Consider the following 13141-nt stretch of genomic DNA (forward strand, 5'->3'; position numbering starts at 1 on the left):
GCGGGAGCCTCGGCATCCTGGGCTGCCTGTACACGGTGCTCGGCGTCGGCCTCACCCGCTGTGTCGCCACCCTGGCCTGTGTGAACTGCACCCGGTGCGTGGGCTGCGTCGGGTGTGTCGACTGCGTGGACTGCGTCGGGTGCGTCGGCTGCGTCGGCCTGCGCGGCGCGGTCGGGCAGCGCGGCGTCCACGCCTGACGACGGCACCGGGCCGTCCGACGGGCACGACCGCCGCGCCCGACGGCCTCAGGGGAGCCGGGAGCCGGCCGTCGCAGGGGTGCTCACAACCAGCCGTTCTTGCGGAAGTTGCGGTACAGCAGCCCGCAGGCCAGCAGGATCACCCCGATCACCAGCGGGTAGCCGAGCTGCCAGTGCAGCTCGGGCATGTAGTCGAAGTTCATGCCGTAGATGCCGGCGACCATGGTGGGCACGGTGATCAGCGCCGCGTAGGCGGTGATCTTGCGCATGTCCGTGTTCTGCCGCATCGACACCTTGGCGAGCACGGCGTCGACCAGCGTGGTGAGGAGCTCGTTGAAGCCGGTGACGCGCTCGGCGACCCCGGACAGGTGGTCCTCGACGTCCCGGAAGTAGCTGCGCACCTCGTGCGGGATGAGCGAGCTGTAGCCCTCGGTGATCTTGTGCAGCGGCTTGAGCAGCGGGGTGACCGCGCGGCGCAGCTCGAGGATCTCGCGCTTCATCACGTAGATCTGCTCGGGGTCCATCGTGGTGCGTGGGGCGAACACCTCGACCTCGAGCTCGTCGATGTCGTCCTCGATCGCCTCGGTGACCTCGAGGTAGGTGTCCACGACGTGGTCGGCGATGGCGTGCAGCACCGCGGCCGGGCCGAGGGCGAGCTGCTCGGCGTCCTCCTCGAGCCTGCGGCGCACGGCCGCGAGGCCGGAGTGCTTGCCGTGCCGGACCGTGACCACGAAGTCCCGGCCGACGAACGCCTGCACCTCGCCCGTCTCGACGATCTCGTTGCTGCTGGTCGGCTCGGCGTTGCCGACGTAGCTCACGGTCTTGAGCACCATGAACAGGGTGTTGTCGTAGCGCTCGAGCTTGGGCCGGTTGTGCGCGTGCACCGCGTCCTCGACGGCCAGCTCGTGCAGCCCGTAGTTCTCGGCGATGCCGGTGATCTGCTCCTCGGTGGGCTCGTGCAGCCCGATCCAGACGAAGCCCTCGCCGCGGGCGCGGACCTCCTCGATGGCCGCGTCGTGCGTCCACCGGCCGGGCAGGCGCTCGCCGTCGACGTACACGCCGCAGTCGACCACGTAGGCCGAGACGGGGACGCGCAGCCGCGGGAGCACGCTGGTGTGGGCGTTGCGGCCCAGGCGGGCACGCGAGCCCGCCGCCTTGATGGCGGGACGGAGGGAGGAAAGGGGCGGCATGGCGCACCTCCTGCGACGAGAACGGGCGGGGACGCGGGAAAGGCACGTCTCGCCGGACGTCGCAGGGCGTGACTCAGCCCACGACGGGTGCGGCGGCGACGCGCTCGGTACTGCTGCCTGGCGCCGGGTCCATCACGCGTCACCTCCTTCACTCGACGGCCCTCGTGCGTGACCGTGATCGCGCCGCGCCTCGCAGGTGCGGGCCACCGGCTAGATTACCCGGCCGTACGGATTGTCGGCGATGGAGGCGAGAACGTTGCAGTTCGGTCGTTACTACGAGGAGTTCGAGGTCGGGGCGGTGTACAAGCACTGGCCCGGGAAGACGGTCACCGAGTACGACGACCACCTCTTCTGCCTCCTGACGATGAACCACCACCCCCTCCACATGGACGCGCACTACGCGGAGGAGACGACGGACTTCAAGCGCAACGTCGTCGTCGGGAACTACATCTACTCGCTGCTCCTGGGCATGTCGGTGCCGGACGTGTCGGGCAAGGCGATCGCGAACCTCGAGGTCGAGTCGCTCAAGCACACCAAGCCGACCTTCCACGGCGACACCATCTACGGCGAGACCGAGGTCCTCGACAAGACCGAGTCGAAGTCGAAGGACGACCGCGGCGTGGTCCACGTGGAGACCCGCGGCTACAAGCAGGACGGCACCGTCGTGTGCACCTTCCGGCGCAAGGTGATGGTCCCCAAGCGGAGCTACGGCGACACCCGCGGCGGGGAGCAGCCCGGTCGCCCGGTCCCGGCCTCCTGAGTCGTTCCGGCGCCGCTCCCGGGTCGACCTGAGACGAACGGCACTCCTGCTCGACCGAGCGAACGGGGGTGCCGTTCGTCCGTCGGAGGCCCGGGGTCAGTGCGGCAGCACGGCCCAGTCGGCGAGCGTCTCGGCGAGGCCGTCGACGAGGGGGAGCGCCGCGAACTCGGCGGCGTCGACCCAGCGCGCGTCGGCGGCGTCGTCGCCGGCCGCGAGCGTGCCCCCCACGAGGGTGCAGCGGTAGTCCGCGATCCGGTACGGCCCCACGAGGACCGTGCCCACGTGCGGCCCGGGCTCCACCGCGAGCCCGGTCTCCTCGGCCATCTCGCGGACGAGCGCGGCGGCGTCGTCCTCGCCCGGTTCGACGTGTCCACCCGGGAGCGACCAGCGCCCGCGCGCGGGCTCCGTCCCCCGTTTGATCAGCAGTAACCTGCCCGTCGCGTCGTGCAGGATTGCCCCCACACAGGGGACGTGTCGGCTACCCTCGGTCATCGTTCGACACGGTACGCTCCCCGCGTGGCCGTATCCTCACGCCAGGGATGTCGGTATTTTCTGATCTTGCCAGCTCCTCCTGCCGGAACGGTGGTCGTGTGAACGTCAAGAAGCTGACCGGGTTGATCGTCGTCGCCCTGGTTGTGTTCTTCATCGTGACGAACCCCAGCGGCGCCTCCGGCGCCGTCAACGGCCTCGGCAACTGGCTCTACGGGGTCGGCACGAACGTCACGAGCTTCCTCTCCAGCCTGGCCCCCTGATGCTCGCCCCCCGGGAGATCGACGAGTATCTGCTCCCCACGGAGCGGCGGGTCATCCGGGTGCGGCAGCACTGGGCGGTCATGATCCCGCACATCACGCAGACCGGGCTGTTCCTCATCGCGATGATCGCGATCGACCGGCTGCTGCAGGGGCGGGTCGGCGAAGCCGGTGGGTTCGGCGAGGCGCTCGTCGACAACCTGACCTTCTACCTGGCGCTGGTCGCCGTGCTGCGCTTCACGGTGAACTCGATCCTCTGGTGGATCGAACGGATCGTGATCACGGACAAGCGCGTGATGCTGGCCCAGGGCATCATCACGCACAGCGTCGGCATGATGCCGCTGGGCAAGGTCACCGACCTGACCTTCGAGCGCAGCATCGGCGGCCGCATGCTCGGCTACGGCACGCTGATCGTGGAGTCGGCCGGTCAGATCCAGGCGCTGAACCGAATCGACTTCATGCCGCGGCCGGAGGAGATCTACGAGGCCCTCTCCGAGCTGGTGTTCGGCGAGAAGGGCAAGACCCGCGCCACCGGCATGCTCGCCCGGAGCCGCTGGCGGCGCTGAGCCGGCCCTCCGTGCCGCGGGCCGGGACCTTGGTCCCTGTCCCGGCCCGCGACGGTCCCGCCCGGGACCGCCGCTGTGCCCTCGCGAGGCCCCGCACCGGGCGGGAAGGGTGATCACCGGACGCGAGCGCAGCCGGGATCGGAGGGCGGCATGGCACCCGATCCCGCACCCGACGCCGATCCCGCGCCCGGTCGGGGGCCCGATCCCGCACGGGCTCCCGCGCCCGGTCCCGACGGCGCCCGGCGGCCGCTCGATCCACGCCTGCTCCGCCACGCCGCGGCGGCCCGCCGGTTCGTCCTGGCCGGCCTCGGCATCGCCGTCGCGACCGCGCTCCTGGTGATCGCGCAGGCCCAGCTGCTGGCCACCGTCGTCGCCGACGGGTTCCTCGGCGGCGCCGGGCTCGCGGCACTGCAGCCGCTGCTCGTGCTCGCCGCCCTGACCGTCGTCGGGCGGGCCGGGTTGGCCTGGGCCGGCGAGGTGGCGGCGTACCGGGCGTCGGCCGACGTCGTGCGGGAGCTGCGCAGCCGGGTCGTGGGACAGGTGCTCCGGCTCGGGCCGCGGCACCGCGCCCTGCCGCCCGCCGGCGAGGTGGCCACGCTGACCGCGCGCGGCCTGGACGACCTCGAGGCGTACTTCGGCCGCTACCTCCCGGCCCTGCTGGTCGCGGCCGTGGTCCCGGTGGTCCTGGCGGTGCGGATCCTCACCGCGGACTGGCTGTCCGGGCTCGTCGTCGGGCTCACCGTGCCGCTGATCCCGCTGTTCGCGGTGCTCGTCGGGCTGCACACGCAGCGCTCGACGGCGCGACGCTGGCGCACGCTCGCGGTGCTCGGGCACCACTTCCTCGACCTCGTCGCGGGCCTGGACGTGCTCGTCGCGTTCGGGCGTGCGGGGCACCAGGCCGGCCGGCTCCGGGCGATGACCGAGGCCTATCGCCGCGCGACGATGCGCACCCTGCGCGTGGCGTTCCTGTCGGCACTGGTCCTGGAGCTCGTCGCGACCCTGTCGGTCGCGCTGGTCGCGGTCTCCATCGGGCTCCGCCTGGTCGACGGCTCGCTCGACCTCGCCACCGGGCTGCTCGTGCTGCTGCTCGCGCCGGAGGTCTACCTCCCCCTGCGGGCGGTCGGGGCCCGTTTCCACGACGCCGCCACGGGCACCGCCGCCGCCACGGCGGCGCTGGACCTGCTCGACGTCCCGGTCCCACCCGCCGGGCCGGCCGCCGCGCCGGACCCCGCGGCGGAGGCGGTCGTGCTGGAGCGGGTGCGGGTCGACGGCCGAGCCGCACCCGTCCTCGACGGTCTCGACCTGACCCTGCACCCCGGCGAGACGGTCGGCGTCCGCGGACCCAGCGGCTGCGGCAAGACGACCCTGGTCGAGCTCCTGGCCGGGCTGCGCCCGCCCGACGGCGGTCGGGTCCTGGTCGGCGGGACCGACCTGGCCGAGGTCGACCCGGCCCGCTGGCGCCGTCGGGTCGCGTGGGTGGCGCAGCGCCCCGTCCTGGTCGCCGGCACCGTCGCCGAGAACATCGCGCTCGCGGACCCCCGCGCCGGGCCGGAGGCGATCGCGCACGCCGCCGGGCTGGCCCGGCTCGACCTCCCCCTCGACACCCCGGTCGGGGAGGACGGCGCGGGTCTGTCCACCGGTCAGCGGCGCCGGGTCGCGCTGGCCCGCGCGGTGCTCGCCGGCCGCCCGTTGCTGCTCCTCGACGAGCCGACCGAGGGTGTCGACGCCGGCACGGAGGCCGCCATCGGCGACGGCCTGGCGGAGATCGCCGGCGGCCGGACCGTCGTGCTCGTCAGCCACCGGGCCGAGCTGCTGGCCCGGTGCGACCGGGTCGTCACCCTCGCACCCGGGCCGGCCGCGGGGGAGCGGGCCGGCGAGATCAGTACCCCCGCGGAGCGGTCGGTCCCGGCCGACGAGGCACCCCCGCCCGGCCCCGGCACGCCCGCGCCGGTGCCGCTGCGGTCCGTCGTGCGCGGGCAGCGGGGCCGGCTGGTCGCGGCCGCGCTGCTCGGCGCCGCCGCACTGGGCTCCGGCGTCGCGCTCACGGCCACCGCCGCCTGGCTCATCTCGGCCGCCGCGCTGCAGCCGCCGGTGCTCACGCTGATGGTCGCGATCGTGGCGGTGCGCGCGTTCGGCCTCGGCAAGGGCGTGTTCCGGTACGCCGAGCGGCTGGTCGCGCACGACGCCGCGCTCCGGGTGGGCAGCGCGCTGCGGGTGCGGGTCTGGACCGACCTCGTCCGGTTGGGGCCGGCGGCCACCGCCCGGCACCGCCGCGGCGACCTGCTGACCCGGCTCGTCGCCGACACCGACGCGCCGCAGGACCTGCTGGTCCGGGTGGCATTGCCGGCCACGACCGCGCTGCTCGTGGGCGGGGCCGCCGTGCTCGGCTTCGGGCTGCTGGTGCCGCTCGCGGGTGCGGTCCTGGCGCTGGGGCTGCTGGTCGCGGGGGCCGGTGCGCCCGCGCTCGCCGCGATCGCCGCACGCCGCACCGAGCGGCGCACCGCCGCCGCCCAGGCGGAGGTGGCCGCCCGGACCGTCGAGCTGCTCGACGCCGCCGCCGACCTGCTCGTCCTCGGCGCCGCGGACCGCGCGCACGCCGCCCTGGACGCCGCGGACACCCGGCTCGCCGCCCTCCGCCGACGGGCGGCCACCGCGACCGGGGCGGGCGCCGCGCTCGCGGTCCTCGCGACCGGGCTCACGGCCGTCGCGTGCGCGGGCGTGGGCCTCGCGGGATTCACGGCGGGCATCGTGCCCGGTCCGGTGATCGCCGTGCTCGCGCTGACCCCGCTCGCGTTCGCCGAGGTCGTCGCGCCACTGCCCGAGGCCGCCGTCCGCCTGCTGTCGATCCTCCCGGCCCTGCGCCGGCTGCGGGAGCTCGAGGAGCGTGAACCGGCCGTCGTCGAGCCCGCGGCGGCGACCCCGGTGCCGGCCCCGCGGTCGTTGCAGGCCCGCGACCTCGGCGTCCGCTGGCCCGGCGCGACGGCCGAGGCCGTCCGCGGCGTCGACCTGCACCTTGCCGGGGGACGTCGGATCGCGCTGACCGGCCCGTCCGGCAGCGGCAAGTCGACGGTCGTCGCGGCGCTCCTCCGGACGCTCGCGCCCAGCTCGGGCACGCTGCAGGCGGACGGCCAGGACGTCCGCGGGCTGCGCGCCGACGACGTCCGGGCCGGGATCGCCTGGTGCGGGCCGTGGTCGCACCTCTTCGACAGCACGCTGCGGGCCAACCTCGCGCTCGCCGCGCCCGCGGCCACGGACGCCGACCTGGTCGCGGCCCTGCGCCGCGCCGCGCTCGGCCCGTGGTTCGACGCCCTGCCCGAGGGCCTGGACACCGCGGTCGGCGCGCACGGCGGCGCGGTGTCGGGCGGCGAGCGTCAGCGCCTCGGGGTGGCCCGCGCGCTGCTGGCCGACCGGCCGATCCTCGTCCTCGACGAGCCCACCGCCCACCTGGACGCCGTGACCGGTGCGGCCCTCGCCGCGGAGATCCTCGCGGCGACGGCCGACCGGACCGCCCTGCTCGTGACGCACCGGCCGGAGCAGACACCGGGCGTGCCGCGGCTCGATCTCGGCCGCAGCACGAGCCCGGTGTGAGCGGACCCGGGCGGGTCAGCCGAGCCGTTCGACGACGTGGTCGGCGACCCGCAGGGCGTTGGCGATCGCCGTCAGCGACGGGTTCACCGCGCCGATGCTCGGGAAGAAGCTGGTGTCGACGACGTAGAGGTTGTCGAGCTCGTGGGCCCGGCAGGTCGCGTCGAGCGCCGAGCTCGCCGGGTCGGTCCCGAACCGGATCGTCCCGGCCTGGTGCGCCGTCGCCCCGATCGGCATGCCCTTGTGCATGTAGATGTTGTGGTGCAGCAGGTGCTTCTCGTGCATGCCGAGGTCGGAGAGCCGGCTCTGCAGGGCCTTCCGGAGCCGCTTCAGGCCCTCGATGTTGTTGTCCGGGTCGAGGGTGAGCCGGATCCGTCCGTCGCGTTCGAGGGTCACCCGGTTCTCCGGGCGCGGCAGGTCCTCCCCGCAGAGCCAGAAGTCGACGGCGTGGTGGGCGAGCACCTCGAACGGCATCTCCGGCGAGAGTCGCCCGGCCCAGTGCGGGGCGTTCGCCCGGACCTGCTCGGAGTCGGACTTGCCGAGCATCTGGATGCCACCCAGCGGGTAGTTCCAGTCCTCCGAGCCGAAGTACCAGTCGTTCATCGCCAGGGTCTTCTGGAACCGCGTCGGGTTGGGCTCCTTGGAGACGGCCATCAATGCGAGGTTGTTGTGCCGCATGTAGTGCCGCCCGACGACGCCGGAGCCGTTGGCCAGCCCGTCGGGATGCCTGTCGTTCGCCGAGCGCAGCAGCAGCGCCGCGGAGTTGACGGCCCCGCAGGCGACCACCACGACGTCGGCGGTGAAGCGCACGGTCTCGACGCGGCCCTCGCCCTGGTCGAAGCGGGTGACGACGGACGTGACCGAACGTCCGCCCGGATCGGTCTCCAGCTTCGTCACCTCGGCGTGGGTGAGCAGCCGGACGTTGTCGTGGGCCAGCGCCGGGTCCACGCAGATCACCTGGGAATCGGACTTGCCGCCGACCAGGCAGGGGAAGCCGTCGACGCGGTCGCACCGGAGGCAGGGGCTGTCGTAGGTGGCGTTCCCCTGGGCGTCCTGCTCGAGCCGCACCCCGATCGGCAGGTGGAACGGGTGCAGCCCGAGCTTCTCCAGGTCGTCGCTGAGCTGCTGGATCCGCGGCTCGTGGCGCACCGGCGGGTGGCGGTAGTCCGCGGAGGCCGGCCCCTCCGTCGGATCGTCGCCGTGCCGGCCGTGGACCTCGTACAGGTGCTCGGCCTCGGTGTAGTACGGCTCGAGGTCGGCGTAGTCGATCGGCCAGGCCGGCGAGATGCCGCCGTGGTGCACCAGCTCGCCGAAGTCCTGCGGGCGCAGGCGGAACAGGGCCGCGCCGTAGAACTTGGTGTTGCCGCCGACGTAGTAGTTCACCTCGGGCGGGAACTCCTTCCCGTCGCGGTCGAGCCAGAACTCCGGGGCCCGGTACTTCCCGCGCACGAACACCGCGCCCGAGTCCCAGTTGTCGCGCTCGCGCGGCAGGTACGCCCCGCGCTCGAGCAGCAGGACCCGCTTGCCGGTCGGCGCGAGGCGGTGGGCGAAGGTGCCGCCGCCGGCCCCGCTGCCGATCACGATCACGTCGTAGTGCTGGTCCCCGGTCACGGTCGGCCCTCCTGGACGTGCTCGGCGGTGCTCTGGGTGGGTGCGGTGCTCTCGGCGGGTGCGGTGGTCTCGGCGGGGGCGGGGTGCGCAGCGCCCGCAGCGCCCGCAGCGCCGGCCGTGCCGGTCCCGGCCTGGTCGTAGACGTCCCCGAGCGTCTCGATCTCCTGGGTGGTGAAGGTCCGCTCCCGCCGGGCGTCGCGGGCGAAGGCGGCGGTCCAGGTCAGCACCGCGCCGACGCGGTTGCGGTACCCCGTGAGGAAGGCCAGGTGCAGGAACAGCCAGGCCAGCCACCCGGCGAACCCGCCGAAGTGCGCGGGACCGGCGGAGACGACCGCGTTGCCGCGGGAGAGGTAGGCGGCCGACCCGAGGTCGTGGTACCGGAACGGGCGGACGGGGTGCCCGCGCAGTCGGTTCCGGATGCGGCGCCCGGCGTAGAACCCGGTCTGCATCGCGACCTCGGCCACGCCCGGCAGGCGGTGGAGGCTCATCAGGTCGCCGATCACGCAGATCTCCGGGTGCCCCGGGACCGTGAGGTCCGGCTCGACCTCGATCCGGCCGGCCCGATCGCGCGGCGCGCCCGTCGCGTCGGCGAGGGCCTTCGCGATCGGCGGCGCCTCCACGCCGGCGGCCCAGAGCACGGTGCCCGCCGGGTACCGGTGGGTCGCGCCCGTCCCGTCGCCGACCTCGCCGACCTCGCCGACGTCGCTGACGTCGATGCCGCGCGCGTCCACGCCGGTGACGACCGAGCCGAGGTGCAGCTCCACGCCGAGCGCGCGCAGCCCCGCCGCCGCCTTGGCCGACAGCGCCGGCCCGAACGAGGCCAGCGGCGCCTTCCCGGCGTCGAACAGCAGCACGCGGGCGTCCTCCGGCCGGATGCGGTGGAACTCCTTGCGCAGCGTGCGCGTGGCCAGCTCCCGGATCTGGCCCGCCAGCTCGACGCCCGTGGGCCCGGCGCCGACGACGGCGAAGGTGAGCCACCGCCGTTGCTCGTCCGGGTCGGTCGCGGTCTCGGCCAGCTCGAAGGCGCCGAAGACCCGGCGCCGGATCGCGAGCGCGTCGGCGATGGTCTTCATGCCGAGCGCGTACCGGGCGAACTCGTCGTGGCCGAAGTAGGACTGCCGCACGCCCGCGGCCAGGATCAGGTCGTCGTAGGCCAGGGTCAGGCGCTCGCCGTTCGGCCGCTCGGCGAGGACGGTGCGGGCCTGCGGGTCGACGTCCACGGCGTCGGCGAGCACGCACTCCACGGTCCGGTGCCGTTTGAGGACGTCGCGCAGCGGCGCGGCGATCTGTCCCTCGGAGAGGATCCCGGTCGCCACCTGGTAGAGCAGCGGCTGGAACAGGTGGTGCTGCGCACGGTCGACGAGCGTCACGGCGATCCCGGGGTCGCGCAGGGCGCGGGCGGCGAAGAGCCCGGCGAAGCCGCCGCCGACGATCACCACGCGGTGCGGGCCGCCGTGCGCACCGTCGTGCCCGACGACGGTCAGGCGGTCGGGTCGTGCCACGAGTCCCCCTCGGGCAGCAGGTCGTCGGCCTCCTTGGGCCCCCACGTGCCGCGCTGGTAGCGCTGCAGGGGCACCACGTCGCCGAGGATCGGGTCGACCACCCGCCAGGCGGCCTCGACGGTGTCCTGCCGGGCGAACAGGATCCGGTTGCCGTCGAGGGCCGCGCCGATGAGCCGGTCGTACGGGCGGGCGTCGTCCGCGGCGTGCTCGGCGAAGACCAGCTCCTGCTGCTCGGGCACGCGCGCGATCCCCTGCTTCTTGCCCGCCAGGGTCAGCGAGACCGCGGCGTTGGGCCAGATGCGGAACCGCAGGGCGTTCACCGGGCGCGGGCCGGGTACGTCGAAGACGTCGAGCGGGGCCCGGCGGAAGCGGATGCTCACCTCGGTGGCGGTCACCGGCATCGTCTTGCCCGCACGGATCAGGATCGGGACACCGGCCCACCGCCACGAGTCGAGGGCCAGGCGGACCGCCGTGTAGGACTCCGTCGTCGAGACCGGGTCGACGCCCGCCACCTCCCGGTACCCCTCGTACTGACCGCGGACGGTGTTCTCCGGGGTGAGCGGGCGGATCGCGGACAGCACGCGGGCCTTGGCGTCGACCCAGGACATCAGGCCCGAACCGTCCGGCGGGTCGGCGACCACCGTGGCCAGGACCTGCAGCATGTGATTCTGCAGCACGTCGCGGGTGGCGCCGGTGCGGTCGTAGAAGCGGCCGCGGTCGGCGACGTCGAAGGCCTCCGCCATGGTGATCTGGATACTCGCGACGTGGTCGCGGTTCAGCAGCGGCTCGAAGATCGAGTTGGCGAAGCGGGCCACCAGGACGTCGTTGAGCGGGTCGAGGCCGAGCCAGTGGTCGACCCGGTAGATCGCGTCCTCCGGGAAGTACCGGAGCATGGTCGCGTTGAGTGCCCGCGCACTCTTCAGGTCCGTGCCGAACGGCTTCTCCACCATCACCCGGGCACCGTCGGCGCGCCCCGCCCTCGAGATGCCCTCCGCGATCCGGGCGAACAGGACCGGCGGCACCTCCAGGTAGTACAGCACCTTGCGGCCGGCGCCGATCTCCTTGCTCATCGCCTCGTACGTCGCCGGGTCGTCGAGGTCGCCGTCGACGTAGCGCAGCAGGCCGAGCATGGTCCGGCCCGGTCCCGAGTCCGGGTCGAGGTGGTTGCGGCGCAGTGACTGCGCGGCGTAGTCCCGGAACTGCTCGAGGCCCCACCCGCTCTTCGCCACGCCGATGACCGGGACGTCGAGGACGCCCCGTTCCACCAGCCCGACGAGCGCGGGGAAGGTCTCCAGCTTCGCCAGGTCACCGGTTGCGCCGAAGATCACGAGGGCGTCCACCCGGTCCGTCGCCATGGCCTGCTCCTGTCCGCCGAGGGGGCTGCGAGGTCCTGCGGGTGCCTGCGACCGTGGTGGCCCCGCGGCGGCGCGCACCTCACTCGCCCCGGATGAGCCGGGGCCGGCGGCCGCCACGGAGGCGCCGACGGCGGCGGACGAACCGGGCACCAGGAGCGGGCGTCCGCGCGGTGCCGGGGCCGGGGTCGCCCGCGCCGGGTGATGCCCGCGCCGCGCGGGGGCCCGGACCGTGGGGCCGTGTCCGTGGTCGATCTCGCCCGCCTGCAGTTCGCCGGAACGTCGATCTACCATTTCCTGTTCGTCCCGCTGACGATCGGGCTGGCGCTGCTGACCGCGATCCTGCAGACCTGCTGGTATCGCACGGACAAGCCGGAGTACCTGCGGCTCACGCGGTTCTTCGGCGTCCTGCTGGTGATCAACATCGCGGTCGGCGTGGTCACCGGGCTGGTGCAGGAGTTCCAGTTCGGGATGAACTGGTCGGGCTACTCCCGGTTCGTCGGCGACGTGTTCGGGGCGCCCCTGGCGATGGAGGGCCTGGCGGCCTTCTTCCTCGAGTCGACGTTCCTGGGGCTGTGGGTGTTCGGGCGGGAGCGGCTGTCCCGCCGGGTGCACCTGGCCACCATCTGGGCCGTCGCCGCCGGCGGCGTGCTCTCGGCGGCGTTCATCATGGCCGCGAACTCGTGGATGCAGAACCCGGTCGGGTACACGATCGACCCGGCGACCGGGCGCGCCCAGCTGACGAGCATCGGCGCGGTGCTGACCAACCCGGTGTTCCTGCGCAGCCTGCTGCACGTGCTGCTCGCGTCGCTGGTCACGGCCTCGATCGTCATGCTGGCCGTCGCGGCCTGGCACCTGCGCCGCCGGTCGCACGTCGCGGAGTTCGGCCGGGCGGCGCGGGTCGCGCTCGTCGTGCTGGTCCCGGTCCTGGCGCTCAACCTGCTCGTCGGCAGCGAGCTGGGGGTCACCGAGGGCACGTACCAGCCCATGAAGATCGCGGCGGCCGAGGCCCAGTGGCAGACCTGCCAGCCCTGCTCGTTCTCGCTGTTCCAGATCGGCGGCGGGAACAACGACCAGACACCCTCGAAGATCATCCAGGTGCCGCACCTGCTGTCCCTGCTGGCGACCAACTCCTGGAACGGGCAGGTGGTGGGGCTCAACGAGCTGCAGGCGCAGTACGAGCAGCAGTACGGCCCGGGCGATTACGTGCCCAACGTCTTCATCCAGTACTGGGCGATGCGGGTGATGGCCTACCTCGGCAGCCTCATGCTCGTCGTCGGGCTGTGGGGGCTCTGGCGGCGCAGGCGGCTCGCCGAGTCGCCCTGGTTCCTGCGCGTGGCGATCTGGTGCCTGCCGCTGCCGTTCGTCGTCAACACGGCGGGCTGGATCCTGACCGAGAACGGCCGGCAGCCGTGGATCGTGCAGGGGCTGCAGAAGACGGCGGACGCCAACTCGCCGTCGGTGACCGCGGCGGCGATCCTGACGAGCCTGCTGATCTTCCTCCTGCTCTACGGCGCGCTCGCCGTCGTGGACTGGATCCTCATGGCGCGCTACGCCCGCCGGGAACTGCCGGCCGAGCAGCCTGCCGACGAGCACGAGGCGCCGGCCCCGGCGCCCACCTACTGACCG

General features: G+C 73.7%; 11 protein-coding genes. 6 read left to right on the forward strand and 5 right to left on the reverse strand.

Annotated elements, in window-relative coordinates; all coding sequences use genetic code 11:
• Window positions 1-197 (forward strand): hypothetical protein (locus LWC35_RS33385; protein WP_232874488.1); only part of this gene is annotated, 197 nt, incomplete at its 5' end.
• An 83-nt stretch (window positions 198-280) separates the two neighbouring features.
• On the opposite strand, the gene corA is transcribed toward LWC35_RS33385, so the two are convergent.
• The gene (corA, locus tag LWC35_RS33390) at window positions 281-1387 is read right to left on the reverse strand and encodes a magnesium/cobalt transporter CorA (protein ID WP_232874489.1); all 1107 of its coding nucleotides are present in this window, start codon (window positions 1385-1387) and stop codon (window positions 281-283) included.
• 256 nt (window positions 1388-1643) lie between these two features.
• Between corA and LWC35_RS33395 the strand changes: the two genes are divergently transcribed.
• Window positions 1644-2147, forward strand: a complete 504-nt coding sequence (locus LWC35_RS33395) for a MaoC family dehydratase (protein ID WP_232874490.1) — start codon at window positions 1644-1646, stop codon at window positions 2145-2147.
• A gap of 96 nt (window positions 2148-2243) precedes the next feature.
• On the opposite strand, the gene LWC35_RS33400 is transcribed toward LWC35_RS33395, so the two are convergent.
• Window positions 2244-2639: an NUDIX hydrolase gene (locus LWC35_RS33400; RefSeq protein ID WP_232874491.1), complete on the reverse strand. Its 396-nt coding sequence runs from the start codon at window positions 2637-2639 to the stop codon at window positions 2244-2246.
• A 98-nt stretch (window positions 2640-2737) separates the two neighbouring features.
• Between LWC35_RS33400 and LWC35_RS33405 the strand changes: the two genes are divergently transcribed.
• From LWC35_RS33405 to cydD, 3 genes are all read left to right on the forward strand, one after another.
• On the forward strand, window positions 2738-2899 hold the full coding sequence (locus tag LWC35_RS33405) for a hypothetical protein (RefSeq protein WP_232874492.1): 162 nt from the start codon (window positions 2738-2740) through the stop codon (window positions 2897-2899).
• Window positions 2899-3462, forward strand: coding sequence for a PH domain-containing protein (locus LWC35_RS33410; protein ID WP_232874493.1), 564 nt, complete (start codon window positions 2899-2901; stop codon window positions 3460-3462). The genes LWC35_RS33405 and LWC35_RS33410 overlap by 1 nt, the downstream gene beginning before the upstream one ends.
• 150 nt (window positions 3463-3612) lie before the next feature.
• The gene (cydD, locus tag LWC35_RS33415; RefSeq protein WP_232874494.1) at window positions 3613-7050 is read left to right on the forward strand and encodes a thiol reductant ABC exporter subunit CydD; all 3438 of its coding nucleotides are present in this window, start codon (window positions 3613-3615) and stop codon (window positions 7048-7050) included.
• Between the two features lie 15 nt (window positions 7051-7065).
• Here cydD and LWC35_RS40635 read toward each other — a convergent pair whose 3' ends face one another.
• Genes LWC35_RS40635 through zwf form a run of 3 tightly spaced genes read right to left on the reverse strand, consistent with a single transcriptional unit; the run spans window position 7066 to window position 11515 of the window.
• Window positions 7066-8658, reverse strand: a complete 1593-nt coding sequence (locus LWC35_RS40635) for a GMC family oxidoreductase (RefSeq protein ID WP_232874495.1) — start codon at window positions 8656-8658, stop codon at window positions 7066-7068.
• Window positions 8655-10160 carry an NAD(P)/FAD-dependent oxidoreductase gene (locus LWC35_RS33425; protein WP_232874496.1) on the reverse strand — a complete coding sequence of 502 codons (1506 nt, stop codon included), beginning with the start codon at window positions 10158-10160 and terminating at the stop codon, window positions 8655-8657. Before LWC35_RS33425 ends, LWC35_RS40635 begins: the two co-directional genes overlap by 4 nt.
• Window positions 10139-11515, reverse strand: a complete 1377-nt coding sequence (gene zwf / locus LWC35_RS33430; RefSeq protein WP_232874497.1) for a glucose-6-phosphate dehydrogenase — start codon at window positions 11513-11515, stop codon at window positions 10139-10141. The genes LWC35_RS33425 and zwf overlap by 22 nt, the downstream gene beginning before the upstream one ends.
• 237 nt (window positions 11516-11752) lie before the next feature.
• Between zwf and LWC35_RS33435 the strand changes: the two genes are divergently transcribed.
• Complete coding sequence (locus LWC35_RS33435) at window positions 11753-13138, forward strand: cytochrome ubiquinol oxidase subunit I (RefSeq protein WP_232874498.1); 1386 nt, start codon at window positions 11753-11755, stop codon at window positions 13136-13138.
• The last annotated feature ends 3 nt before the right edge of the window (window positions 13139-13141 follow it).

This window comes from Pseudonocardia kujensis, from assembly GCF_021283305.1.
GTDB lineage: Bacteria > Actinomycetota > Actinomycetes > Mycobacteriales > Pseudonocardiaceae > Pseudonocardia > Pseudonocardia kujensis.

Bases quoted from the DNA above. Each gene is read 5' to 3' on its own strand.
- LWC35_RS33400 (WP_232874491.1), bottom strand. From the start codon at position 2,639: ATGACCGAGGGTAGCCGACACGTCCCCTGTGTGGGGGCAATCCTGCAC.
- cydD (WP_232874494.1), top strand. From the start codon at position 3,613: ATGGCACCCGATCCCGCACCCGACGCCGATCCCGCGCCCGGTCGGGGG.
- zwf (WP_232874497.1), bottom strand. From the start codon at position 11,515: ATGGCGACGGACCGGGTGGACGCCCTCGTGATCTTCGGCGCAACCGGT.
- corA (WP_232874489.1), bottom strand. From the start codon at position 1,387: ATGCCGCCCCTTTCCTCCCTCCGTCCCGCCATCAAGGCGGCGGGCTCG.
- LWC35_RS33410 (WP_232874493.1), top strand. From the start codon at position 2,899: ATGCTCGCCCCCCGGGAGATCGACGAGTATCTGCTCCCCACGGAGCGG.